Below are 24,326 nucleotides of genomic sequence, written 5' to 3' on the forward strand. Positions count from 1 at the left end.
TTTGCGCAGGCAAAAGGGAGGTCATTGTACATATCCGTTCGACTCGTCACAAATGCGCGCGACGAGCCGATGAAAACTTATGTCGCCAAAACGAATGAATGGACCGCTCGGTCGTGCTAGCGACCGAGCGGTCGAGCATGAACCGCCCGAGCCCGCTAGCGCGCCGAGGCGATTTCCTGACGGATGCTGGCGAACGTACGCGGCCACGGCTTTCCCGCCTGCACCTGCGCCGGCAGCGTCTTGAGCGCGGCCTGCGCCGCCTCGCGGGTGGCGAAGCTGCCGTAGGTCACGACATACAAGGGCTGCCCCTGGTGCTGCTTCTTGAAGTAGTGGTACTCGGCGCCATGCTGGCGCACGAAGGTTTGCGCACTGCTTTCCGCGCGCGCCCCCAGCACCTGCAAGGTGTAGCGCGAAGCCGCCTGCGCAGCATACCAGCCGGCACCCGCTGGAGCTTGGGTCGGCACAGCAACCGGGGCCTTCGGCTTTGCCGGTGCTACGGGAGCGGGTGCAGGCGCAGGCGGCGCAACAGGCTGCGCCACGGACACAGCTGGAACCTCTTTCACCGATGGCGCAGCCGCCGCAGCTACGGGGGGCGGAGCGGCCGGCGCCGACACAACTTCGCTTTCGACAACAACGGAGGCGTCTTCCGCCGCACCCTCGACCTCCTCGGCAGAACTCAGCCCCGCCGCCTGCGCCAACGGCTGCCGAATGACCGGCTGAGCCTCACCCACCAAAGGCAGGGGAAGCGGCTGACTGGCGCCGGCAAACTCGATCGCTGGCGGCTCTACCGGGGCAGCGGCCGGACTCCCTTCGCCAGCGACCACGGGCTTCTCGCCCTGCCCCAGCGGCAGCTGGGCCGTCGCCGGAGCGACCACCTCGCCACCCGACTGCCCTTGCATCAGCCAGGCCGCCAGCACCCCAACTCCAACGACCACCAGTGCCAGCAGGTGCTTCTTCGGCAGGCTCAGTGCAAACCCCGAGCGCCGTGCCGCGCCACGCTGAGCCAGCATGGCCTCGATCAGCGCTTCGCGCGCGGCATCATTGATACCACCCGGCCACCCACCAGACTGCTCGTGGACATTCGCAACCTGTTGATCAGAAAGCAGCTCGATCCCTTGACCAGCGCCTTCCAGGCGCAGCGCCAAATACTCGCGAGTCTCATCTTCGCCGTAGGGCTGCAAAGCCAGAGCATGGAAACACTCCTCGCCTTCGACCAGCGTCTCCAGCCGCGCGACCAGCTGGGGCTCGGCGAACAGAAACACATGGGGCCGCCCTTCCGCATTGCCCTCGGCCAAGGCCAGCAGACCGGTCAACGCCGCATCGCTCAGCTGCTCCGCATCGTCGACCAGCACGTAGACTTCCTGGCCGGTTAACGCCAGCTGCCCGACCTTTGCCAGGATCGCGCCAGTATCAGCCTGCTGAAGCTGCAGCCCCTGAGCGACCTGACGCAGCACGGCACCGGGCTCGGCGGCACCACGGGCGGAAAGCACGACACTGTGCACAGTCTGCTTGTTGGTGCTGGCGACCAGCGCCTGACGCAGCAGCGTCTTGCCACTGCCCTGGGGCCCCGTCACTACCAACAACAGCTGACTGTAGCGGGCAAGGTGGTGCAACTGCCCGAGCACCGGCTTGCGCTGAGCAGGGAAGAACTTGAAGCCCGGCACGCGGGCTGCAAACGGGTCATGGCTGAAATGGTAATGATCGAGAAAAGCCTCGTCAGCGTGCAGACTGGTCATGGGGCACTCATTGGTTTTTTAACTGTTCCACCAGCGCCGTGTAATCCGCACTGAGGGTGGCATGCAAAATCTCGCGCGAAAAATCTGCGGTCACCACCGCCTCGCCCAGGCGGCGAAGCAGGACGAGCCGCAAACGACCATCCAGGACTTTCTTGTCCACCGCCATGTGCTCGATATAGTCATCTGGCGACATATCGGTAGGCGGCACTACCGGCAAGCCCGCAGCCTGGAACAGGCGAACCGCCCGATCGCGCTCGGCCTCGGTAATCCAACCCAACCGCCGCGACATTTCCAGCGCCATCACGGTACCCGCCGCAACCGCCTCGCCATGCAGCCAGACCCCATAACCCTTGTGCGTCTCGATGGCGTGGCCAAAGGTATGACCAAGATTGAGCGTGGCACGCACGCCCGACTCGCGCTCATCGGCGCCGACCACCCTGGCCTTGGCCGCACAGGAACGCTCGATGGCGACCGTCAAAGCGGCTTGATCGAGCGCGCGTAAAGCAGCCATGTTCTGCTCAAGCCAGCCCAGGAACGGGGCATCGCAGATAAGCCCATACTTGATCACTTCCGCCAAGCCCGCCGACAACTCCCGGGCCGGCAAAGTAGACAGACTGGCAGTATCGATCAGAACCGCCTGAGGCTGATAGAACGCTCCGACCATGTTCTTGCCCAGGGGGTGGTTGATTCCGGTCTTCCCGCCGACGGAGGAATCCACTTGCGACAGCAAGGTGGTCGGCACCTGGATGAAATTGACCCCACGTTGATAACAGGCCGCGGCGAAACCCGCCATGTCACCAATTACCCCTCCACCCAGCGCAATCACAGTGGTCCGGCGGTCATGCCGCGCCGTCAGCAGACCGTCGAAGATAATCTGGAGGGTTTCCCAGGTTTTGAAGGCCTCACCGTCAGGCAATACGATGGAGGTCAGCGAAAAGCCACCCAACGCTGACTCAAGCTCTTGCAGATAGAGCGGAGCCACGGTCTCGTTGGTGACAATCGCGACTTGCCGACCGACTATATGTGAAGCCAACAGATCGGAACGAGCCAAAAGGCTGGCTCCGATATAGATGGGATAGCTGCGCTCACCGAGATCGACCTGAAGTGTTTGCATGGAGCCCCCGCATAGAAAAGGGGCCTAGGATAGCGCAGTTCAGGCCACGCTTTAACGGGGCGACAGCGCTTCCAAGCGCTCCAATATCTCCTGCACGACCAAGCGCGGCGGACGCTCATCGGTTTCTACTATTACATCCGCGATTTCCCGATACAGCGGGTCGCGTATCGCTAGCAGATCGCTGAGCACCTTGGCCGGATCGGCGGTGCGCAACAAGGGACGATTACGGTCTCGCGAGGTCCGATCGAGCTGCTGCACCACGGAGGCGTGCAGGTAGACCACCCGCCCGCCCCGCCTCAGCGCCGCGCGATTCTCCGGACGCAAGACCGCCCCGCCCCCGGTCGCCAGGACCATACCATCGACCTCGCACAGCTCGGCAATCACCGCCTGCTCGCGCTCGCGAAAGCCTTGCTCGCCCTCGACATCGAAAATCCAGGGAATATCGGCGCCCGTCCGCTGCTCGATTTCCTTATCCGAGTCTTTGAACGGCAACCGCAACTCTTTGGCAAGCAAACGCCCGATGGTGCTTTTACCAGCACCCATCGGGCCAATGAGGATCAGATTTCTCACAAACTAGCGGCTCACAGAGATGGCCTGATTGTTCATGATACGCGGAGTGAGAAAGACCAGCAGCTCCGACTTACTGTCCTTGACGACATCGCGCCGAAACATTGCCCCAATGAACGGGATGTCGCCCAACAATGGCACCTTGTCGACCGACTTACTTTGCGTATTGGAGAACACGCCACCAATTACTATCGTCTCGCCGTCAGCCACCAGCACCTTAGCGTTCACCTCATTCTTGTTGATTGCCGGCACCCCGCCGCTCGCCGCAGCGTTTGAGAAGTCGGGCGCATCCTTGGTGACCTTGACCTCCATGATAATCCGGTTGTCGGGCGTGATCTGAGGTGTAACCTCGAGAGACAGCGCAGCTTCCTTGAACGAGGTAGTAGTCGCACCACTGGAGCTGGCCTCCTGATACGGGACTTCTGCACCTTTTAATATTTTTGCAGTTTCCTTATCCGAGGTGACCACCTTAGGCTGCGACACCACTTCCCCGTTACCGGTTTTCTCCATGGCCGAGAGCTCAAGATCCAGCAACGTATTGTTGGTAATAAAGCCTAGGTTGAGGCCGGTATTAGCTCCTGCCGCACCTAGATCGACGAAGGTACCCGCCTGGAAGTCAAGCGGATCCGAACCCTTAATCAGACTATTGGTCCCGCCCACGACAAAGTTATTGTCTCCAAGGCTTACCCCGCGCCACTCAACACCGAGGGCCTTGTCATAATCGACGTTGGCTTCAACAATTCGCGCCTCAATCATCACTTGTCGAACCGGGATATCCAGCTGGGACACAATGCGGCGCAACTCGTCCAGCCGGTCCTGGGTTTGATAGGCGATAATGCTGTTGGTCCGATCATCCACCGTAATAGACCCGCGCTCATCGGAGCTTCCTTCTGCGCTGGTCACCGACTGGAATAACTTAGCCATGTCAGCGGCCTTGGCGTAGTTGACCTGAATCAGCTCACGGCGCAATGGGGCCAGTTCGGCGATCTGCTTCTGCGCCTCCAGCTCCTGGCGCTCGCGGGCGGCTATTTCGTCCGCCGGCGCCACCAGCAACACATTGCCGACCTGACGCTTGTCTAACCCCTTCGTTTTCAACACCAAGTCCAGAGCCTGGTCCCACGGAACGTTTTGCAACCGCAAGGTAATATTGCCTTGCACAGTATCACTTGCAACCAAGTTCAAATCAGTAAAGTCAGCGATCAACTGCAGAACCGAGCGCACATCGATGTCTTGAAAATTCAGAGACAGCTTTTCACCGGTATACGCAAAGCGGTCATTCTTACGTTTCTCGGCCTCATCTTCAGTCAACGGCTTGATACTAAGCGTCAACTTATTATCTGTCTGATAAGCCAAGTAATCGTAGAGCCCTGTCGGCTCGATAATAATACTTGTTCTATCTGCAGTACCCGTCGCACTCACAAATTGTACGGGAGTGGCGAAGTCCTTCACATCCAGGCGCACGCGTAAGGCCTCAGGCAGTTGAGTCTTCGCGAAGTCCAAGCGGATTTTACCACCTTGCTCCTGGATATCCGGGCTCACCGACGCGTCGGACAAAGTAATAACAACATTACCCTCGCCCTGCTCGCCTCGTTGAAAGTCGATATCACTAATGGCCTTGCGCTGCGGCGCGTAAACCTTGGCAGCTGGAGCTACCGCCACAGGCGTCGATGTCGCTAGAGGCTGCGCGGCGGCGCCGCTTCTATTGCCAGCATCACCGACAAGCACGTAAAGATTTGAGCCGTCGACGCGAGTACTATAAGGAGCCAGATTGGTCAGATTGATGATCAACCGAGTGCGGTCCTTGGCCTCGACCACTGTCACGCTGCGCGCGTTACCCACGCCCAGCTCGCGATTCTTTGCTCCCAACTTATTGGAGACGCCAGGCAAATCCAAAGCGATACGCGCGGGCTGTTCGATCGTGTAACCCCGTGGTGCGGGAACGGGCTCATCAAACGACAGCTTCAATTCAACCCTGTCGCCAGGCAAGGCGGCCACATCGAGCGCTTGCAGGTCCGCTGCCAACAGCGCCGGCGACAACAACATCGCCGACAGAGAAATACCTATACGTGAAAGGGAGCTATTCATTAGCGGATTCCGTTGGGCAGACCAGTTATTCTTCTTCATATTCACTTCGCTCCCTCAAGAGCGCTCCTTAAGGGAGAGACTACGCGGCCGCTCGAGCCAGCCACCCTCACCATCTGGAACGATTTCAACCACATCAACTTTGGACTCATCAATCGCGAGAATGCGACCGTGATTGCGCCCGAGATAGTCCCCAACTTTTACGCGGTGCACCCCCCCCGCGCCACTGACCAAAGCATAGACGGCTTCTTCATTCGCAAGTGTGCCGACCATCTCGAAAACCTCAATATTGAAGCCCTCAAGGAACTGTTTGACCCGCGCATCATCTGGCTTAACGTCTTGGGACCCCTTCTGACGATTCGCCATATCTATCTTGATCGGAGGCTGAAACGGACTGCGCAGAGCCGCCGCGCTGTAGGTGAAGCTTTCATACGGCTGAAACTTGGGGAGAGGCTCAATCGCTCCTTTGGGACGCGCGCGAACCTCATCCATATGGGCCTGCAAGTCGCTAAAATCGCTAGTTGGCCCACAACCAGCCACCCCCACAAACATGAGCAACAATACAAGACGGGAGGATTTCATTGCTGCACCCCCTTGTCATTATAACGGTAGGTCTTTGCGAGAATACTCATACGCAGCTTAGAAGTACTATCCGCTTCGGCCGGAAGAAGCTCAAAATCATGCAGCGTGACAATACGTGGCAGACTGGCAACGCCGCTGACAAAAGTTGCGAGATCATGATAGGCCCCCACAACTTTTATCTGTATGGGCAGCTCGATATAGAATTGTTGCGTGACTTCCGGCAGGAGCTTAATCTCCTCGAACTCCAAACCACTCCCCAGTCCCGTGCGGGTTATATCCTCAAGCAGCCCCGGCACCTCAGTATCGCTCGGCAGCTGCTTGAGAAGAGCACCGAACGAAACCTCCATTTCTTCCATTTGCGCTCGATAGGCTTCCAAGTTAGCGGCCTGAAACGCCTTGGTCGCAAACTGCTGCTTGAGTGACGCCTCTTGAGCCTGCTCTCTTTCCAGTTGCGCCTGCAGATCTTTCAAATGAAAGTGGTAGCCCAGCGCCAACACGACCACCAGCAAGATAATGCCAGCAATAAACTTTATTGCGGCCGGCCAAGAGCCAACATTGTTGAAGTCCAGATCACTGAGATCTATTTTACGTAAGCTGTCCAGCGATTCGCTTAAGCTCATTGCGCAACCTCCTCAGCTTCCAGCCCCGGCTGAGTCTGCTGCACGGTCAGCTTGAATACGTTTGCTTGATCGACAGCCCCGGCCGTCACCGCCTTGACCTCCGTCAAGTTCGGCGACTCCAGCCATTCGGACGAGTCCAGATTACGCATCAGGTTGGAGACCCGATTGTTCGATTCCGCAGCCCCCAGAATAGCGATGCTTTTGCCGGTCAACTTAAGTCCAGTAAAGTAGACGCCATCCGGCAGTGTCCTGACCAACTGATCGAACACCCGACCGATAATTGGCCGATTTCCCTGCAGATCCTGAATGATCTTCATCCGCTCCAGCAGCTGCTCGCGACGAGTTTTCAGCTCGCTGATTTCCTTTATGCGAGCATCCAGCACCGCAATTTCCTTGCGCACAAACTCATTGCGTGAATTTTGCTGTTCGATGGCTCCATTCAGATATTGATCGCCAAGAAATACGGCGCCCGCCGCGACTACCAGGACACCACCAAGGGCAACCAGAAAGCGCTGTTTGCGCTCCTCGCGTAATTGCTCGCGCCATGGAAGCAGGTTAATCCGCGCCATTAGTCAAAACTCCTCATGGCCAGCCCACAGGCAATCATCAACGATGGTGCATCACTGGCGAGGGCTCCCGCATTGACCTTGCCGCCCAGCGCCATGTCCGCGAACGGGTTGGCCACCAGCGTCTGCGTGCCGATCTTCTGTTGAATCAGCCGATCCAGATCGGGAATTGAAGCGGTGCCACCCGCCAGCAGGATGTAGTCGACATCATTGAACTGTCCTGCGGCGAAGAAGAACTGCAAGGAACGCGAAACCTGCTGCACGACCGCCTCTTTAAAGGGCTGCAACACCTCGCTGTCGTAGTCATCCGGCAGGCCGCCCTGCTTCTTGGCCAGTCCCGCCTCTTCAACAGAGAGGCCATAACGCCGCTGGATCTCCTCGGTCAGCTGCTTGCCGCCGAACAACTGCTCCCGGGTGTAGATGGTGCGACCGTTATGCAGAACGCTCAGGGTCGTCATGGTCGCACCGATGTCGACTACGGCGACTGTCAGCTCTTCCTGGCCGCTGCCGAGTTGCTCCGCAAGAAGGCTGTACGCCCGCTCCAAGGCATAGGCCTCGACGTCGACAACCTTGGCCGTCAGGCCAGACAAGGCCAGCGCCGCCTCCCGGACTTCGACGTTCTCTTTGCGACAGGCGGCCAGCAGCACCTCGACCCGCTCACCGTTGCGAGGCGATACGCCTTGCACCTCGAAGTCGATCGCTACTTCCTCGAGCGGGTACGGAATGTATTGGTCCGCCTCGATCTTCAGCTGGTTCTCCAGCTCATCGTCAGAAAGCCCGGCTTCCATTTCGATGGTCTTGGTGATCACTGCCGAGCCGGCCACTGCCACGGCGACGGATCTGGCGCTGGTCTTGGCCTTGCTCAGTACGCGAGAGAGGGCCTGGCCGACACCTTCCAGTTCGGCGATGTTCTTCTCGACCACTGCGTTTGGGGGGAGTGGCTCGACTGCGTAAGCCTCTACCTTGTAGCGGCTTCCGGAGCGACTCAATTCGAGGAGCTTGACCGAGGTCGAACTGATATCGATCCCCAGCAGCGTATTCGCATTCTTATTGAAGAGCCCTAGCACGACCGATTTCCTATTGGCATCCGCGACTTACGGACTATTTATGTTTTTTCACATTAAATAACAGTCTTGACAGAAGCGCAAATGGCTCCCCAGGAAAAAAAACGCATATAATGTGAACAGTTTTCCCCTTTTGGCGTTGCCTACCGCTTAACTCGTTCTTTTATCTGGAAATCCAAAAATCTTGATGCGTCTGCTGAAATTTTTCTGCTGGTCTTGTGTCGCCGTCTTTTGCGGGCTGTTACTCAGTTTGAGCGGCGCGTTTCTCTATCTTAGCCCGAGCCTACCGTCCGTCGAGTCGCTGCGCAGCATTCAGCTGCAAATACCGCTGCGCGTCTACAGCAGTGACGCCAAGCTGATTGCCGAATTCGGCGAGATGCGCCGCTCTCCCGTGGCATTCGCCGACATCCCCGCCGATTTCACCAGCGCCCTGCTCGCCGCCGAAGACGACAACTTTGCCAATCATTATGGCGTCGACGTGGCCAGCCTGTTGCGCGCTGCCACGCAAATATTGAAGAGCGGGCAGATCCAGTCCGGCGGCAGCACCATCACCATGCAGGTGGCGAAGAACTACTTTCTTACCAGCGAAAGGAGCTTCTCGCGCAAGATCAACGAGATCCTCCTCGCCCTGCAGATCGAGCGGGAGCTGAGCAAGGACGAGATCCTCGAGCTCTACGTCAACAAGATCTACCTCGGCAACCGCGCCTACGGCATCGAGGCCGCTGCCCAGGTCTATTACGGCAAGTCGATTCGCGACCTCAGCCTGTCGCAGATGGCCATGATCGCCGGCCTGCCGAAGGCCCCCTCGCGCTTCAATCCATTGGTCAACCCGACCCGCGCCCAAGAGCGGCGTGACTGGATCCTCGGACGTATGCACCTGCTCGGAAAGATCGATCAGCAGCGCTATGACGAGGCGCTGGCCGAGCCGATCAACGCCAGCCACCACGTCCCAACTCCGGAAGTGGCCGCCCCCTACGTGGCGGAAATGGCCCGCGCGGAAATGGTCGGCCGCTTCGGCAGCGACGCCTATACCGAGGGTTTCAATGTCACCACCACGGTGCCGAGCGATCTGCAGGACACGGCCAACCGCGCGGTTCGCGAGGGCCTGATCGCCTACGACCAACGCCACGGCTACCGCGGACCGGAGAGCCGCCTGCCGGGCATGACCCGGCAGACCTGGCTGGCTGAACTGGTCAAACAGAGCTCCCTGGGTGGACTCGAGCCGGCGATCGTCACCCAGGTCGAAACCAGCGGCATCCTCGTGCTGACCCGCAGCGGCGAGGAGGAGGCAGTCGCCTGGGACAGCATGAAATGGGCCCGCCCCTTCCTCAACACCAACAGCCTGGGTCCGCGGCCCAAACAGCCCGCAGACGTCACCCAGGTCGGCGACCTGGTTCGCGTTCAGCGCCAGGATGACGGCAGCCTGCGTTTCGTCCAGCTCCCCGCGGCGCAGGGTGCGCTGGTGTCGCTCGACCCGCGCAACGGCGCCATCCGCGCCCTGGTCGGCGGTTTCTCCTTCGAACAGAGCAACTACAACCGCGCTGCGCAGGCCAAGCGCCAACCCGGCTCGAGCTTCAAGCCGTTCATCTACAGCGCCGCTCTGGACAGTGGCTACACCGCCGCCAGCCTGGTCAACGATGCGCCGATCGTGTTCGTCGATGACTACCTCGACCAGGTCTGGCGACCGAAGAACGACAACAACACCTTCCTCGGCCCGATCCGCCTGCGCGAAGCCCTGTACAAGTCGCGCAACCTGGTGTCGATCCGCCTGCTGCAGGCCGTCGGCATCGAAAACGCCCTGGACTACGTCAGCCGCTTCGGCTTCAACAAACAGGATCTGCCGCGCAACCTGTCGCTGGCCCTGGGAACGGCGAACCTCACGCCGCTCGAGGTGGCCAGCGGCTGGACGACCTTCGCCAACGGCGGCTACAAGATCCAGCCCTACCTGATCGAGCGCATCGAAGATCGTCAGGGCCAGCCGCTCTTCGTCGCCAACCCGGCGAGCGTGCCGAACGGCCAGCCGGCAGCGGAGAGGGTCGTCGAGAATGGCCTTGTCGCCACCGCCCAGGCGACCGAACCCGCCACGGCCGAACCTATGGTCGCCGAGCGCATCATCGACGAGCGCACCGCCTACATCATGACCAGCATGCTGCAGGACGTGATCAAGCGCGGCACCGGGCGCCGCGCCATGGCCCTGGGCCGCGACGACCTGGCCGGCAAGACCGGTACCACCAACGAATCCAAGGACAGCTGGTTCTCCGGTTATAACGCCGACTATGTGACGACCGTGTGGACCGGTTTTGACCAGCCCGAGAGCCTGGGCCGCCATGAGTACGGCGGCACCGTCGCCCTGCCGATCTGGATGAGCTACATGGGCGAAGTCCTCAAGGACAAGCCCAGCCACCCACCGGCCGAACCCAGCGGCCTGCTGACCCTGCGCATCGACCCCCACAGCGGCCGTACGGCCCTGCCGGGCACCCCGGATGCCTACTTCGAGGTATTCAAGAGCGAGGACTCGCCACCGCCTATGAGCGAACTCGACCCGAGCCTGGGCATTCCCGGCAGCCCGCTGCCTGCCGACGAAGCGGCGCCGCTGGATCTGTTCTGAGCCAAGGCTGGCGACACGCCTCGGACTGCGAAGTCCAACCTGTCCACCATAAGAAAACCCGCCGAAGCGGGTTTTCTTATGGTGTCGGCCTTAGCCGTTGAACACATCATCCACCGACTGCAGCGGGTAGTGCTTCGGATAGGGCTGGGTCGCCACACCACTCTCGATGGCTGCCTTGGCCACGGCGTCGCACACGACGGTGATCAGGCGCGGGTCCATCGGCTTCGGAATGATGTACTCGCGGCCGAACGAAAGCGCAATGCCACCGTAGGCGTCACAGACTTCCTGGGGCACCGGCAGCTTGGCCAGGTCGCGCAGGGCCAGGGCCGCGGCGATCTTCATTTCTTCGTTGATGCGGGTAGCGCGAACGTCCAGGGCCCCACGGAAGATGAAGGGAAAGCCCAGTACGTTGTTGACCTGGTTCGGGTAGTCGGAGCGACCGGTTGCCATGATCACGTCATTGCGCGCCTCATGGGCCGATTCCGGCTTGATTTCCGGGTCGGGATTGGAACAGGCGAACACGATCGGGTTGGCCGCCATGCGCTTGAGGTCTTCCTGGCTCAGCAGGTTGGCGCCGGACAGGCCGACGAACACATCGGCACCTTCCAGGGCATCGGCCAGGGTGCGCTTGTCGGTTTCGGTGGCGAACACCGCCTTGTACTGGTTCAGGTCGTCGCGGCCGGCGTGAATCACGCCCTTGCGATCGATCATGAAGATGTTCTCGACCTTGGCGCCCATGCTCACCAGAAGCTTCATGCAGGAGACTGCCGCGGCGCCGGCACCGAGGCAGACGATCTTCGCCTGTTCCAGGCTCTTGCCAGCAATTTCCAGGGCGTTGAGCATGCCGGCTGCGGTGACGATCGCGGTGCCGTGCTGGTCATCGTGGAAGACCGGGATGTCGCACTGTTCGATCAGCGCACGCTCGATCTCGAAGCACTCGGGCGCCTTGATGTCTTCCAGGTTGATGCCACCGAAGGTGATGGAAATGCGCTTGACCGTGTCGATGAAAGCCTGCGGGCTCTCCGAGTCGACTTCGATGTCGAACACGTCGATACCGGCGAAACGCTTGAACAGCACACCCTTGCCTTCCATGACCGGCTTGGACGCCAGCGGACCGAGGTCGCCGAGGCCGAGAATCGCGGTACCGTCGGAAATGACCGCCACCAGGTTGCCCTTGCCGGTGTAGCGGTAGGCGAGTTCGGGGTCGCGCGCGATCTCACGCACTGGTTCGGCGACGCCCGGGCTGTAGGCCAGCGACAGGTCGCGGGCGGTCGCGGTGGGCTTGGTCAGCTCGACACTCAGTTTCCCAGGGCGGGGTTGGGCGTGATATTCGAGAGCGGCAGTTTTCAGATCAGACATAGTGGCATTTCCGCTTTTTTGGCTGTTGAACAGGCTGGCGTGCGAGGATACGCAACTTGTATACACGGACACAAGACCACCAGGTCAGCCTGTCGACGGTCCGCTAGCGCACGACCTTGAGTCGATCGCCGGGCCGCGGCTCGCCCACGGGATAGAGGTTGTTAAGCAGGCGCAGGCTGGCCTCGGCATCGCCCGGCAGCTTGCTCTGCCGCGCCAGGTCAGCCATCTGCTGCCCCGGTTTAGCACTGATCATGCGCAGGCGCAGCGGTTGCGCCAGCTTGCGCTCGGCGGCCGTGATGGGCCGGAAGCTCTGGATCACCTCGAGAAAGCGGGCGTCCTGGCTTTCCAGAGAGGCGCCGCCGCGCACCGCCGCCACGAACAGGTAAGCCCGCGCTCCGTGCAGCAGCACCGCCACACGCCGCGCGGTGCTGCCGGGAATGATCGCGCTATGCCCCTTGAGGCCGGCCTGCTGCAACTCCCGCTGATCGACCAGGCGCTGTCCGCCGGCTCGCTGGCGCAGCAATTGGGCGGCGCTCAAGCCTTGCGGGTTGCCCTCCAGAACCATGGCGATGAAAGCCTGCTGATCCGCGGAATGGCCGATCAGGGCATCCGCTCGATTGATGAGTTCCCAGCCCTCGGGGAAGCCCAGGGTGACCGCCAGTTCGCCATGGTAGAAGCGCTGTCCGCGACGCACGCCGCTGGCGGCCGAGTCGCCGAACGGCAACCCGTCCAGATGCTGGAGAAAGACCTCGCGATTGACCTCCTGCTGCCCCGTCGCCAAGGCCCGGGCCGGCCCCAGTACCTGCTGCAGGCGACGGTCGTTGTCCGGATGGGTGTCGAACAGCCCGTGGTAACCGGACGCGGGCTGGGCCTCGCCGCGTTGCGCCGCCTGGTCGCGGGCGAAGTCCTCTTGCGCCTTGAGCACCTTGACCACTTCGATCATCGCCTGCGGGTCGTAGCCGCTGCGCGCCAGGTACTGGGCGCCCAGGCCATCGGCTTCGAGCTCCATGTCGCGGCCGTAGCCGCGGACGAAGGCGCCGCCGAGGACATTGGTCAGGTCCGCCACGGCGCCAATGCCCGTGCCGATCGCCACCGCCTGCCCGAGGATGTTCCAGGCGCTCGACTGGCTCTGCTGCTGCACGCTGTGGCGCGCGGTGACATGGCCCACTTCGTGGCCCAAAACGGCTGCCAGCTCGGCTTCCGAGTTGAGGTAGGCCAACAGGCCGCGATGGATATAGATGTAGCCGCCCGGCAAGGCGAAGGCATTGATGTCGGGACTGTCCACCACGGTGAACCGGTAGTTCAGCTGGCTGCGATGACTGTGCCTGGCGACCCGCTCGCCGACCCGCTGCACGTAGGCCTGCAGCTTTTCGTCGGCGTAGCGCGGGTACTGCTTGAGCACTTCCTCGTTGTAGCGCTGGCCCAGTTCCAGTTCCTCGCGCTCGCTCATCATCACGAAATCACTGCGCCCGGTCGCCGGGTTGAGCGCGCAACCGGCCAGCTGCAGCAACCCCAAGAGCACAACCCAGCAACCCAGTCTCATCGCACCACCTCCAGCATCGCCGCATGGCTCAAGGGTAAGAGCCAACGGGCTTGCTCTGGTTTTACGCCGCCACGCCGCGAGCGGTCAACCACCCAGCCGCGCGCCTCGACCCGTTGTCCGGCCAGGCTTTGCAAACGTTGCACGTCGAAATACCGCAGCACTGCGGGGGCCACACGCAGCACCAGCGGGCCCTCCAGCTCCAGCCAGATTCCACCGCCATTGCGCTCGACCCGCTCGATACGACCGCGGATCAGGGCGAAGCCGCTACGCATCAGCTGTTGCGGCGACTGCAAGGGCGACTGACGCCACAACCCCAGGCGCCGCTGACGCGCACTGCGCTCGGCGGTCCGCTGACAGTCGACCAGCTGCAGGTTAGGCGGAATCGCCACCAGATAGCCCAGGCCCTCGGCCAGCAGCTGCGCCTCGAGGTTGCGCCCTCGGGCGTCGTAGCCATGGGCCAGGGTACGCCCGTAGCGGTCCCGGTCCTGCTGCCCCGACTGCAGGCCGATGCGGCCGTCGCTGGCCGCCACCAACTCGGCCAACCGGCGCCTGGCCCGCTCGGCATAGGGCTCGGCCGGGCGCCCCTGACGGCCCAACTCCGGACTGTTCAGGCCGATCAGACGCACGCTGCGACCATCCGCCAGGCGCAAGGTGTCGCCGTCCACGACCTTCTGCACCTCGGCGACCGGCAGCGGGCCGGGCAACGGGCACTGCGCATGCCCGGCCCCCAGGTAGAAAGCAGAAACAAAAAAGGCGCCCACCAGGGACGCCTTTTTCAGTAGCGCGGAACCAGCCAATCGGCTTTTCCTCGCAGGTCGGCTGCTTACTTGGAAGCGCCGAACATGCCGAAGCGCTGCTTGAAGCGATCGACACGGCCGCCGGTATCCAGCATTTTCTGCTTGCCGGTGTAGAACGGGTGGCACTCGTTGCACACGTCCAGGCTCATCGGCTTGGCCAGGGTGGAGCGAGTTTCGATCACGTTGCCGCAGCTGCAGGTAGCGGTCATCGCTTCGTAGTTCGGATGGATATCGGCTTTCATGGTGTATTCCTCAGGGCTGACGTGCCGCCACCCAACACTATTATTGGGTACCGCACGGAAATAGGCCGCGGATGATACCAGACCGCCAACCCGATGCAAGCCGCCAACCCTGCCGGCTGTCGCGGAGCCCCATGCTAAGATCGCCGCACCCTTGCCTGGAGCCTCTGCGTGCCCGACGCCATTCTGCGCCTCGCCCTGCCCTCACCGCTGCGCCGCCTGTTCGACTATCGCGCGCCAGCCGGTGTGCCGCGCAGCGCCCTGCAGCCCGGGATGCGCCTGCGCGTGCCCTTCGGCCGGCGCGAGCTGATCGGCATCCTGATCGAAGTCTGCGAGCGGAGCGACGTGCCGGAGGACAAGCTCAAGCCCGCCCTCGAGCTGCTCGACAACCAGCCGCCGCTGCCGCCGGCCTTGTTCAGGCTATGCCTGTGGACCGCCCAGTACTACCAGCACAGCCTCGGTGACACGCTCAGCTGGGCCCTGCCGGTACTGCTGCGCCAGGGCGAGCCCGCCGAGGCCCGCCAGGAGCGCTTCTGGCTGCTCAGCGACGGCGCCCGAGCCGACGACCCGCGCCTGGCCCGGGCGCCGCGCCAGCGCGAGGCTCTGAAGGTCATCGCCCAGCACCCTCACGGCGTTGCCCATCAGCTGCTCGGGCAGCTGCAACTGAACAAGGACAGCCTCGATCTCCTGCGGGCGAAGGGCCTGGTGCATATCGAGGTGCGCCGCCACGCCCCCAGGGAGCGGCACGCCAGCTGGCTGGCCCAGCCCGAACTGCCGCTGAATGCCGAACAGCAGGTCGCGGAGCGCGCCGTGCGCGCCGGCTTCGGTCGCTTCGGCGCCTTCCTCCTGGCCGGGGTGACCGGCAGCGGCAAGACCGAGGTCTACCTGCAGCTGATCCGCGCCACCCTGGAGGCCGGCAAGCAGGCCCTGGTGCTGATCCCCGAGATCAACCTCGGTCCGCAGACCCTGGCGCGCTTCGAGCGGCGCTTCAATGCGCGGATCGCCCTGCTGCACTCGGCGGTCAACGACCGCGAGCGCCTGGACGCCTGGCTGGCGGCGCGCGACGGTGAGGCCGACATCATCATCGGCACCCGCTCGGCACTGTTCACCCCGATGCAGCGCCCCGGGCTGATCATCATCGACGAGGAGCACGACGCGTCCTATAAGCAGCAGGAGGGCCTGCGCTACCACGCCCGCGACCTGGCCCTGGTGCGGGCCCGCCAGGAAGACGTGCCGATCCTGCTCGGCTCGGCGACGCCCTCGCTGGAAAGCCTGCACAACGCCAACAGCGGACGCTATGGCCTGCTGCGCCTGGAGCATCGCGCCGGCGGCGCCCAGCCACCGCGCTTCCTGCGCCTGGACATCAAGAGCCTGCCACTCGATTCCGGTATCTCCGGGCCCATGCAGCAGGCCATCCGCAAGACCCTGGAGGCCGGCCAGCAGGTGCTGGTGTTCCTCAACCGCCGCGGCTTTGCCCCGACCCTGCTGTGCCACGATTGCGGCTGGCTGTCGGAGTGCCCACGCTGCGACGCGCGGATGACCGTGCACCAGCGCTCGAACGAACTGCGCTGCCACCACTGCGGCCACGTCGAGCGGCGGCCCAGCCAGTGCCCGAAGTGCCAGAAGCTCGATTTGCGCCCGGTCGGCGCGGGCACCGAGCGGGCCGAGGAGCGCCTGGCAATTCTCTTTCCCCAGGTGCCGGTGCTGCGGGTCGACCGCGACAGCACGGCGCGCAAGGAGGCGATGAACAGCCTGTTCAACACCATCCAGCGCGGCGAGCCCTGCATCCTGGTCGGCACCCAGATGCTCGCCAAGGGCCACCATTTCCCCCGCGTCACCCTGGTGGCCATCCTCGATGCCGACGGCGGGCTTTTCTCGGCGGACTTCCGCGCCAGTGAACGCATGGCCCAGCTGATCGTCCAGGTCGCCGGCCGCGCCGGCCGCGCCGAGGAACCGGGCAGGGTGATCGTCCAGAGCCACCTGGCCGACCACCCGCTGCTGGTGCAGCTGACCGAGCAGGGTTACTTCGCCTTCGCCGAACAGGCCCTTGGCGAGCGCCGGAACGCCGGCCTGCCGCCGTTCTGCCACCTGGCCCTGCTGCGCGCCGAGGCGCACAAACCGGGCCAGGCCGAGGGGTTCCTCGACGAGGCCTGCGGCGAGGCCGAGCTGCTGCTCAACGAACTGCAACTCGATGGTATCGAGCTGCTCGGTCCGGTGCCGGCACCGATGGAGCGCCGCGCCGGCCGCTACCGCGCCCAGCTGCTGCTGCAGAGCAGCGCGCGCGCACCGCTGCACCGCCTGCTGCACAGCTGGCTGGCGGCGCTGGAGCAGATGCCCAGCGGCCGCGCTGTGCGCTGGTCGCTGGATGTCGACCCGATCGATCTGTTCTGATCGCCGACGACAGCGGTTGGCAAGCCCGGATGGGCCACGGATAATGCGCAGTTTTCAACCAGCGCCCCAGGGCGCCGCCGCCCCACGCGGCCGGACGAGCAGACCATGAAAGACAGCATTCGCCACCTGATCCAGCAAGCCCTGACCCGCCTGACCACCGAAGGCGTTTTGCCCGAAGGCCTGAGCCCGGCGATCCAGGTGGAGAACACCAAGGACAAGAGCCACGGCGACTTCGCCAGCAACATCGCCCTGATGCTGGCCAAGCCCGCGGCCATGAAGCCGCGCGAGCTGGCCGAGAAGCTGATTGCCGCGCTGCCGGCCGATCCGCAGATCAGCAAGGTGGAGATAGCCGGTCCGGGCTTCCTCAACTTCTTCCAGAACAGTGACGCCCTGGCCGGGCGCCTGGAGGCGGCCCTGGCCGACGCGCGACTCGGCGTGCTCAAGGCCGGCGCGCGCCAGCGCGTGGTGGTGGACCTGTCCTCGCCGAACCTGGCCAAGGAGATGCACGTGGGCCACCTGCGCTCGACCATCATCGGCGACGGCGTGGCGCGGGTCCTCGAGTTCCTCGGCGACGAGGTGATCCGGCAGAATCATGTCGGCGACTGGGGCACCCAGTTCGGCATGCTGCTGGCCTATCTGGAGGAACAGCCGGCCGCTGCCGAAAGCGAGCTGGCCGACCTGGAAGTGTTCTATCGCGCGGCGAAGAAGCGCTTCGACGAGTCCGCCGAGTTCGCCGACCGCGCCCGTGAGCTGGTGGTCAAGCTGCAGGCCGGCGACGAACAGTGCCTGCGCCTGTGGCAGCGCTTCAACGACATCTCCCTGTCCCACTGCCAGAAGGTCTACGACCGCCTCGGCGTCAAACTCAGCCCGGCCGACGTCAAGGGCGAGAGCGCCTACAATGCCGAACTGGCCGACATCGTCCAGGCGCTGCGCGAGCGCGGCCTGCTGACCGAAGACAAGGGCGCCCAGTGCGTATTCCTCGATGAGTTCAAGAACGCCGAAGGCAACCCGCTGCCGGTGATCGTGCAGAAGGCCGGCGGCGGCTACCTCTATTCGACCACCGACCTGGCCGCCATGCGCTTTCGCAGCCAGGTGCTGAAGGCCGACCGCGCCCTGTATTTCGTCGACCAGCGCCAGGCCCTGCACTTCCAGATGGCCTTCGAGGTGGCGCGCCGCGCCGGCTTCGTGCACGAGGCCATGCAGCTGGAGCACATGGGCTTCGGCACCATGAACGGCGCCGACGGCCGGCCGTTCAAGACCCGCGACGGCGGCACGGTAAAGCTGGTCGACCTGCTCGACGAAGCCGAGCAGCGCGCCTACGCCCTGGTCAAGGGCAAGAACCCTGAACTGGACGAGACCGAACTGCGACAGATCGCCCGCTCGGTGGGCATCGGCGCGGTAAAGTACGCCGACCTGTCCAAGCACCGCACCAGCGACTACAGCTTCAACTTCGAACAGATGCTCAGTTTCGAGGGCAACACCGCGCCCTACCTGCTGTACGCCTACACCCGGGTCGCCAGCGTGTTCCGCAAGCTGGGCAAGGGCATCGACGAGATCGGCGGCCAGATCAACCTGGTGGCCGAGCAGGAACAGGCCCTGGCCGCCAAGCTGGCGCAGTTCGGCGAGGTGCTGAACAGCGTCGCCGACAAGGGCACCCCGCACCTGCTGTGCACCTACCTGTACGACCTGGCCGGGCTGTTCTCCAGCTTCTACGAGAACTGCCCGATCCTCGCCGCCGCGGACGAGGCCACCCAGCAGAGCCGCCTGCGCCTGGCAGCCCTGACCGGCCGCACCCTGCAGCAGGGCCTGCAACTGCTCGGCCTGGAAACCCTGGAGCGCATGTAAGTGGCCGCCGCCCGCAAGAAGCCCGCCGCCAAGCGCGGCGCCAGCCGCTACAAGGCGCCGGCGAAGAAGCCGGTGCCGGCCTGGATCTGGCTGGCCTGCGGCCTGGCGATCGGCGGCTTCATGACCTTCTTGTTCAGCCTCGAGCCCGGTCGCGACGAGATCAAGCGCGACCAGGCCACGCAGGCCAGCGGCAAACACAATGGCAAGGCCGCCGGCGCCACGCCGAGCAAGGCCGAGCCGGCCAAGCCCAAGTACGACTTCTACACCCTGCTGCCGGAGTCGGAAGTCATAGTCCCGCCCCAGGCCCTGGAGCAGCCGCCGCAGCCGACGGAGCAGAAGCCGGTAAGCGCCGAGGAGGCGGCGAAGATCGATGCCGCCCGTGCCGAGGCCGCGCTCAAGGGCGAGGTGCCGCCACCGCCGCCGGTGATCGCCCAGGCCCCGCTGACCACCCAGTTCTTCCTCCAGGCCGGCTCGTTCCGCCGCAAGGACGATGCCGAGAGCCTGCGTGCGCAGATCATCCTGCTCGGCCAGAACGTGCGCGTGGAGTCCGGCACGGTGCGCAAGGAAGTCTGGCACCGGGTGCTGATCGGCCCCTTCGCCGACCGCCAGCAGCTGGCCCAGTCGCAGAAGGCCCTGGCCGCCAACGGTTTCAGCAACCTGCTGCTGCAGCAGCGCCAGGTGCGCTGAGCGGCGCAACGGGCGCATCGCAATTCCCTGTTACAGCCGGGTGACGGCCACTCGGCCGAGAATCGCCCGGCGCCGGTTGAAAAGCGCCGCACGCCCCCCCATCTGAGTCTGCATTGGGCATTTTCGCCCCACTGCGTGGAGACTCTCCCCTTGACCACCATCGTTTCAGTGCGCCGCCACGGCAAAGTCGTCATGGGCGGCGACGGCCAGGTTTCCCTCGGCAACACCGTGATGAAAGGCAACGCCAAAAAGGTCCGCCGCCTCTACCACGGCCAGGTGCTGGCCGGCTTCGCCGGTGCCACCGCGGACGCCTTCACCCTGTTCGAGCGCTTCGAGGGCAAGCTGGAAAAACACCAGGGCCACCTGATTCGCGCCGCCGTCGAGCTGGCCAAGGACTGGCGCACCGACCGCTCGCTGAGCCGCCTGGAGGCCATGCTGGCGGTGGCCAACAAGGACGCCTCGCTGATCATCACCGGCACCGGCGACGTGGTCGAGCCCGAACACGGCCTGATCGCCATGGGCTCCGGCGGCGGCTACGCCCAGGCCGCGGCCATGGCCCTGCTGCAGCACACCGAGCAGATGTCCGCCCGCGAAGTCGCGGAAACCGCGCTGAACATCGCCGGTTCCATCTGTGTGTTCACCAACCAGAATCTGACCATCGAGGAACTGGACTCGGCCGTCTGAGCCGCCGTCCGTTCAGGAGCCGAATCATGTCCATGACCCCTCGCGAAATCGTCCACGAGCTCAGCCGCCACATCATCGGCCAGGACGATGCCAAGCGCGCCGTGGCCATTGCCCTGCGCAACCGCTGGCGACGCATGCAGCTGCCGGCCGAACTGCGCGCCGAGGTAACCCCGAAGAACATCCTGATGATCGGCCCAACCGGGGTCGGCAAGACCGAGATCGCCCGGCGCCTGGCCAAGCTGGCCAACGCCCCCTTCCTCAAGGTCGAGGCGACCAAGTTCACCGAGGTCGGCTACGTCGGCCGCGATGTCGAGTCGATCATCCGCGACCTGGCCGACGCCGCGGTGAAGATGCTGCGCGAGCAGGAGATGGTCAAGGTCCGGCACCGCGCCGAGGACGCCGCCGAGGAGCGCATCCTCGACGCCCTGCTGCCGCCGGCGCGCACCGGCTTCAACGAGGACGCGGTGCCGAGCGGCGACTCCAACACCCGCCAGCTGTTCCGCAAACGCCTGCGCGAGGGCCAGCTGGACGACAAGGACATCGACATCGAGGTGGCCGATTCCCCGGCCGGCATCGAGATCATGACCCCGCCGGGCATGGAGGAGATGACCAACCAGCTGCAGAACCTGTTCTCCAACCTGGGCAAGGGCAAGAAGAAGAGCCGCAAGCTCAAGGTCAAGGAAGCCCTCAAGCTGGTCCGCGACGAGGAAGCCGCACGCCTGGTCAATGAAGAGGAACTCAAGGCCCGCGCCTTGGAGGCGGTGGAGCAGAACGGCATCGTCTTCATCGACGAGATCGACAAGGTCGCCAAGCGCGGCAACACCAGCGGCGCCGACGTGTCCCGCGAGGGGGTGCAGCGCGACCTGCTGCCACTGATCGAGGGCTGCACGGTCAACACCAAGCTGGGCATGGTCAAGACCGACCACATCCTGTTCATCGCCTCCGGCGCCTTCCACCTGAGCAAGCCCAGCGACCTGGTGCCCGAGCTGCAGGGCCGCCTGCCGATCCGCGTGGAGCTCAAGGCCCTCAGCCCGGAAGACTTCGAGCGCATCCTCACCGAGCCCCATGCCTCGCTGACCGAACAGTACGCCGCCCTGCTGAACACCGAAGGGCTGAACATCGAGTTCGCCGCGGACGGCATCAAGCGCCTCGCCGAGATCGCCTGGCAGGTCAACGAGAAAACCGAGAACATCGGCGCGCGGCGCCTGCACACGCTGCTCGAGCGCCTGCTCGAGGAGGTCTCCTTCAGCGCCGGCGACCTGGCGGCCAAGCACGAGGAGACGCCGATCCGCATCGACGCCGCCTACGTCGACGGTCATCTCGGCGAACTGGCCGAGGATGAAGACCTGTCGCGCTATATTCTCTAGATCAGCCACCCAGGCCGCCCGGAGCCTCTCCGGGCGGCGCAGCAGTCGAAGACCATGAGCCAGATCCCCAGCGCCATAGAGCTGCACAAAGCCTCCAAGACCCTGACCCTGAAGTACGGCCAGACCAGCTACACCCTCAGCGCCGAGTTCCTCCGCGTGCATTCGCCCTCCGCCGAGGTGCAGGGGCACGGCACGCCGATCCTGCAGACCGGCAAGCTGCACGTCGGCCTCAGCGGCATCGAGCCGGCGGGCAATTACGCCGTGAAGCTGTGCTTCGACGACGGCCACGACAGCGGCCTGTTCAGCTGGGACTACCTGTACAACCTGGCCACCCGCCAGGAGGAGCTGTGGGCCGACTACCTGGCCGCGCTCGCCGCCGCGGGCAAGTCCCGCGACCCGAACGAGACCGTGGTCAAACTGATGCTCTGATCCACCGCTCCGGGCCTGGCATCGCCAGGCCCCCACCCGCTATCCGCCCGCCCCAAGGGCCCACCACGACCGCCCCCGTCTACCCGGTTAGAGCGCATTTTCTAATCCTTACCGGCATACTTGCTGCGCATTCGGCTCGATTCGCAGCCAGCTTGCGCAAATTCGCAAACTCGGGTAACCAGGGTACTGGCAGGTTCCCTGCATTTGCCGAACCGGCAATTGCAAAAAAAGTCGCGGAATACTCCGCCTTCGGTAACCCGAGCAATACCCGGCCCTTTGGCCCTGTGTCTCCGCGCACAGCAGTACGCCGGTATTCGCCTCAGGACAATGGAGCGTCGTTGATGACAGATAAACCCAGTGATGACCTGAAGAACCAAGCCTCCGAGAACACCCTCGGCCTGAGTCCGGTCATAGGTATTCGCGGCAAGGACCTGTTGAGTTCGGCGCGCACCGTGCTGACCCAGGCCATCAAGCAGCCCCTGCACAGCGCCAAGCACGTGGCCCACTTCGGCCTGGAGCTGAAGAACGTCCTGCTCGGACAGTCCGAGCTGACGCCCGAGGCCGGCGACCGCCGCTTCACCGACCCGGCCTGGAGCCAGAACCCGCTGTACCGGCGCTACCTGCAGACCTACCTGGCCTGGCGCAAGGAACTGCACGACTGGGTCGAGGAAAGCGACCTGTCGGAACAGGACGCCAGCCGCAGCCACTTCGTCATCAACCTGATGACCGAAGCCATGGCCCCAAGCAACGGCATGGCCAACCCGGCTGCGGTCAAGCGCTTCTTCGAGACCGGTGGCAAGAGCCTGCTCGATGGCCTGTCGCACCTGGCCAAGGACATCGTCAACAACGGCGGCATGCCCAGCCAGGTCAACATGTCGGCCTTCGAGGTCGGCAAGAACCTGGCCACCACCGAAGGCGCGGTGATTTTCCGCAACGAAGTGCTGGAGTTGATCCAGTACAAGCCGATCACCGAGCAGGTGTACGAGCGCCCCCTGCTGGTGGTGCCGCCGCAGATCAACAAGTTCTACGTGTTCGACCTGTCGCCGGAAAAGAGCCTGGCCCGTTTCCTCCTGCGCAATAACGTACAGACCTTCGTGGTCAGCTGGCGCAACCCGACCAAGACGCACCGCGAATGGGGCCTGACCAGCTATATAGATGCGCTGAAAGAAGCCATCGACGTGGTCACCGCCATCACTGGCAGCAAGGACATCAACATGCTCGGCGCCTGCTCCGGCGGCCTGACCACCACCTCGCTGCTCGGGCACTATGCGGCCATCGGCGATCCGAAGGTGCATGCCCTGACGCTGCTGGTCAGCGTTCTGGACAATCGCCTGGAAACCGACGTGGCCCTGTTCGCCGACGAGAAAAGCCTGGAAGTCGCCAAGCGCCGCTCCTACCAGGCCGGAGTGCTGGAAGGCCGAGACATGGCCAAGGTGTTCGCCTGGATGCGCCCCAACGACCTGATCTGGAACTACTGGGTCAACAACTACCTGCTCGGCAACGAGCCGCCGGTATTCGACATCCTCTACTGGAACAACGACACCACCCGCCTGCCGGCAGCCCTGCATGGCGAATTCATCGAGATGTTCAAGACCAACCCGCTGATCCGTCCCGGCGCCCTGGAGGTCTGCGGTACGCCGATCGACCTCAAGCAGATCACCGCCGATCTGTTCTGCGTCGCCGGCACCACCGACCACATCACGCCCTGGGAGTCCTGCTACAAGTCGGCCAACCTGTTCGGCGGCAAGGTGGAGTTCGTGCTGTCCAACAGCGGCCATATCCAGAGCATTCTCAACCCGCCGGGCAACCCCAAGGCACGGTACATGACCAACAGCGAGATGCCGCTGGACCCGAAAGAGTGGCAAGCCAGCTCGACCAAGCACACCGACTCCTGGTGGCTGCACTGGCAGAAGTGGCTGGCCGAGCGCTCGGGCAAGACCAAGAAGGCGCCCAGCAGCCTGGGCAACAAGGCCCATCCGGCGGCCGAGGCCGCGCCCGGCACCTATGTTCACGAACGCTGATCGACTGCGCCTTGCGCAGCACTGC

General features: G+C 63.7%; 20 protein-coding genes. 8 read left to right on the top strand and 12 right to left on the bottom strand.

Annotation, left to right across the window (positions count from 1 at the left end; translation table 11 throughout):
* Nucleotides 1-155: 155 nt before the first annotated feature.
* From KDW96_RS09705 to KDW96_RS09740, 8 genes are read right to left on the bottom strand one after another with little or no spacing between them, the layout of a single operon-like run.
* Nucleotides 156-1,736 carry an SPOR domain-containing protein gene (locus tag KDW96_RS09705; protein ID WP_255840203.1) on the bottom strand — a complete coding sequence of 527 codons (1,581 nt, stop codon included), beginning with the start codon at nucleotides 1,734-1,736 and terminating at the stop codon, nucleotides 156-158.
* A 7-nt stretch (nucleotides 1,737-1,743) separates the two neighbouring features.
* A complete protein-coding gene (gene aroB, locus KDW96_RS09710; RefSeq protein WP_255840204.1) occupies nucleotides 1,744-2,850 on the bottom strand; it encodes a 3-dehydroquinate synthase in 1,107 nt (368 codons plus the stop codon).
* Between the two features lie 51 nt (nucleotides 2,851-2,901).
* Nucleotides 2,902-3,420 (bottom strand): shikimate kinase AroK, encoded by a 519-nt coding sequence (gene aroK / locus KDW96_RS09715; RefSeq protein ID WP_255840205.1) that lies wholly within the window; start codon nucleotides 3,418-3,420, stop codon nucleotides 2,902-2,904.
* A 3-nt stretch (nucleotides 3,421-3,423) separates the two neighbouring features.
* Nucleotides 3,424-5,502, bottom strand: coding sequence for a type IV pilus secretin PilQ (locus tag KDW96_RS09720; RefSeq protein WP_255840506.1), 2,079 nt, complete (start codon nucleotides 5,500-5,502; stop codon nucleotides 3,424-3,426).
* Between the two features lie 54 nt (nucleotides 5,503-5,556).
* On the bottom strand, nucleotides 5,557-6,081 hold the full coding sequence (gene pilP, locus KDW96_RS09725) for a type 4a pilus biogenesis lipoprotein PilP (protein ID WP_255840206.1): 525 nt from the start codon (nucleotides 6,079-6,081) through the stop codon (nucleotides 5,557-5,559).
* Nucleotides 6,078-6,701, bottom strand: a complete 624-nt coding sequence (pilO, locus tag KDW96_RS09730; RefSeq protein WP_255840207.1) for a type 4a pilus biogenesis protein PilO — start codon at nucleotides 6,699-6,701, stop codon at nucleotides 6,078-6,080. Before pilO ends, pilP begins: the two co-directional genes overlap by 4 nt.
* Nucleotides 6,698-7,270: a type 4a pilus biogenesis protein PilN gene (gene pilN / locus KDW96_RS09735; RefSeq protein ID WP_255840208.1), complete on the bottom strand. Its 573-nt coding sequence runs from the start codon at nucleotides 7,268-7,270 to the stop codon at nucleotides 6,698-6,700. Before pilN ends, pilO begins: the two co-directional genes overlap by 4 nt.
* A complete protein-coding gene (locus KDW96_RS09740; RefSeq protein WP_255840209.1) occupies nucleotides 7,270-8,334 on the bottom strand; it encodes a pilus assembly protein PilM in 1,065 nt (354 codons plus the stop codon). The genes pilN and KDW96_RS09740 overlap by 1 nt, the downstream gene beginning before the upstream one ends.
* 184 nt (nucleotides 8,335-8,518) lie before the next feature.
* Here KDW96_RS09740 and KDW96_RS09745 point away from each other — a divergent pair, with 184 nt between their 5' ends.
* A complete protein-coding gene (locus KDW96_RS09745) occupies nucleotides 8,519-10,939 on the top strand; it encodes a penicillin-binding protein 1A (RefSeq protein ID WP_370295410.1) in 2,421 nt (806 codons plus the stop codon).
* A gap of 90 nt (nucleotides 10,940-11,029) precedes the next feature.
* Here KDW96_RS09745 and KDW96_RS09750 read toward each other — a convergent pair whose 3' ends face one another.
* The 4 genes from KDW96_RS09750 to rpmE form a co-directional block, all read right to left on the bottom strand.
* Nucleotides 11,030-12,298, bottom strand: coding sequence for a malic enzyme-like NAD(P)-binding protein (locus tag KDW96_RS09750; RefSeq protein WP_255840211.1), 1,269 nt, complete (start codon nucleotides 12,296-12,298; stop codon nucleotides 11,030-11,032).
* Between the two features lie 103 nt (nucleotides 12,299-12,401).
* Nucleotides 12,402-13,841 (bottom strand): M48 family metalloprotease, encoded by a 1,440-nt coding sequence (locus KDW96_RS09755; RefSeq protein ID WP_255840212.1) that lies wholly within the window; start codon nucleotides 13,839-13,841, stop codon nucleotides 12,402-12,404.
* The gene (locus KDW96_RS09760) at nucleotides 13,838-14,638 is read right to left on the bottom strand and encodes a thermonuclease family protein (protein ID WP_255840213.1); all 801 of its coding nucleotides are present in this window, start codon (nucleotides 14,636-14,638) and stop codon (nucleotides 13,838-13,840) included. The genes KDW96_RS09755 and KDW96_RS09760 overlap by 4 nt, the downstream gene beginning before the upstream one ends.
* Before the next feature lie 26 nt (nucleotides 14,639-14,664).
* Nucleotides 14,665-14,880, bottom strand: a complete 216-nt coding sequence (gene rpmE / locus KDW96_RS09765; RefSeq protein ID WP_255840214.1) for a 50S ribosomal protein L31 — start codon at nucleotides 14,878-14,880, stop codon at nucleotides 14,665-14,667.
* A gap of 168 nt (nucleotides 14,881-15,048) precedes the next feature.
* Between rpmE and KDW96_RS09770 the strand changes: the two genes are divergently transcribed.
* The 7 genes from KDW96_RS09770 (at nucleotide 15,049) to phaC (ending at nucleotide 24,301) form a co-directional block, all read left to right on the top strand.
* A complete protein-coding gene (locus tag KDW96_RS09770) occupies nucleotides 15,049-17,268 on the top strand; it encodes a primosomal protein N' (protein ID WP_255840215.1) in 2,220 nt (739 codons plus the stop codon).
* A 105-nt stretch (nucleotides 17,269-17,373) separates the two neighbouring features.
* Nucleotides 17,374-19,113 carry an arginine--tRNA ligase gene (gene argS / locus KDW96_RS09775; protein WP_255840216.1) on the top strand — a complete coding sequence of 580 codons (1,740 nt, stop codon included), beginning with the start codon at nucleotides 17,374-17,376 and terminating at the stop codon, nucleotides 19,111-19,113.
* Entirely contained in the window at nucleotides 19,114-19,800 is a 687-nt protein-coding gene (locus KDW96_RS09780; RefSeq protein ID WP_255840217.1) for an SPOR domain-containing protein, read from the top strand.
* A 150-nt stretch (nucleotides 19,801-19,950) separates the two neighbouring features.
* Complete coding sequence (gene hslV, locus KDW96_RS09785; RefSeq protein ID WP_255840218.1) at nucleotides 19,951-20,484, top strand: ATP-dependent protease subunit HslV; 534 nt, start codon at nucleotides 19,951-19,953, stop codon at nucleotides 20,482-20,484.
* A 26-nt stretch (nucleotides 20,485-20,510) separates the two neighbouring features.
* The gene (gene hslU, locus KDW96_RS09790) at nucleotides 20,511-21,851 is read left to right on the top strand and encodes an ATP-dependent protease ATPase subunit HslU (protein WP_255840219.1); all 1,341 of its coding nucleotides are present in this window, start codon (nucleotides 20,511-20,513) and stop codon (nucleotides 21,849-21,851) included.
* Nucleotides 21,852-21,905: 54 nt separating this feature from the next.
* Nucleotides 21,906-22,280: a gamma-butyrobetaine hydroxylase family protein gene (locus KDW96_RS09795; protein WP_255840220.1), complete on the top strand. Its 375-nt coding sequence runs from the start codon at nucleotides 21,906-21,908 to the stop codon at nucleotides 22,278-22,280.
* A gap of 341 nt (nucleotides 22,281-22,621) precedes the next feature.
* Nucleotides 22,622-24,301 carry a class II poly(R)-hydroxyalkanoic acid synthase gene (phaC, locus tag KDW96_RS09800; RefSeq protein WP_255840221.1) on the top strand — a complete coding sequence of 560 codons (1,680 nt, stop codon included), beginning with the start codon at nucleotides 22,622-22,624 and terminating at the stop codon, nucleotides 24,299-24,301.
* The last annotated feature ends 25 nt before the right edge of the window (nucleotides 24,302-24,326 follow it).

It is taken from the genome of Pseudomonas benzenivorans (genome assembly GCF_024397895.1).
In the GTDB taxonomy this organism is placed as follows: domain Bacteria; phylum Pseudomonadota; class Gammaproteobacteria; order Pseudomonadales; family Pseudomonadaceae; genus Aquipseudomonas; species Aquipseudomonas benzenivorans_A.

Coding starts and splice junctions, on each gene's coding strand:
- KDW96_RS09705 (WP_255840203.1), bottom strand. CDS start 1,736: ATGACCAGTCTGCACGCTGACGAGGCTTTTCTCGATCATTACCATTTC.
- aroB (WP_255840204.1), bottom strand. CDS start 2,850: ATGCAAACACTTCAGGTCGATCTCGGTGAGCGCAGCTATCCCATCTAT.
- KDW96_RS09720 (WP_255840506.1), bottom strand. CDS start 5,502: ATGAATAGCTCCCTTTCACGTATAGGTATTTCTCTGTCGGCGATGTTG.
- pilP (WP_255840206.1), bottom strand. CDS start 6,081: ATGAAATCCTCCCGTCTTGTATTGTTGCTCATGTTTGTGGGGGTGGCT.
- pilO (WP_255840207.1), bottom strand. CDS start 6,701: ATGAGCTTAAGCGAATCGCTGGACAGCTTACGTAAAATAGATCTCAGT.
- pilN (WP_255840208.1), bottom strand. CDS start 7,270: ATGGCGCGGATTAACCTGCTTCCATGGCGCGAGCAATTACGCGAGGAG.
- KDW96_RS09745 (WP_370295410.1), top strand. CDS start 8,519: ATGCGTCTGCTGAAATTTTTCTGCTGGTCTTGTGTCGCCGTCTTTTGC.
- KDW96_RS09750 (WP_255840211.1), bottom strand. CDS start 12,298: ATGTCTGATCTGAAAACTGCCGCTCTCGAATATCACGCCCAACCCCGC.
- KDW96_RS09755 (WP_255840212.1), bottom strand. CDS start 13,841: ATGAGACTGGGTTGCTGGGTTGTGCTCTTGGGGTTGCTGCAGCTGGCC.
- rpmE (WP_255840214.1), bottom strand. CDS start 14,880: ATGAAAGCCGATATCCATCCGAACTACGAAGCGATGACCGCTACCTGC.
- argS (WP_255840216.1), top strand. CDS start 17,374: ATGAAAGACAGCATTCGCCACCTGATCCAGCAAGCCCTGACCCGCCTG.
- hslU (WP_255840219.1), top strand. CDS start 20,511: ATGTCCATGACCCCTCGCGAAATCGTCCACGAGCTCAGCCGCCACATC.
- KDW96_RS09795 (WP_255840220.1), top strand. CDS start 21,906: ATGAGCCAGATCCCCAGCGCCATAGAGCTGCACAAAGCCTCCAAGACC.
- phaC (WP_255840221.1), top strand. CDS start 22,622: ATGACAGATAAACCCAGTGATGACCTGAAGAACCAAGCCTCCGAGAAC.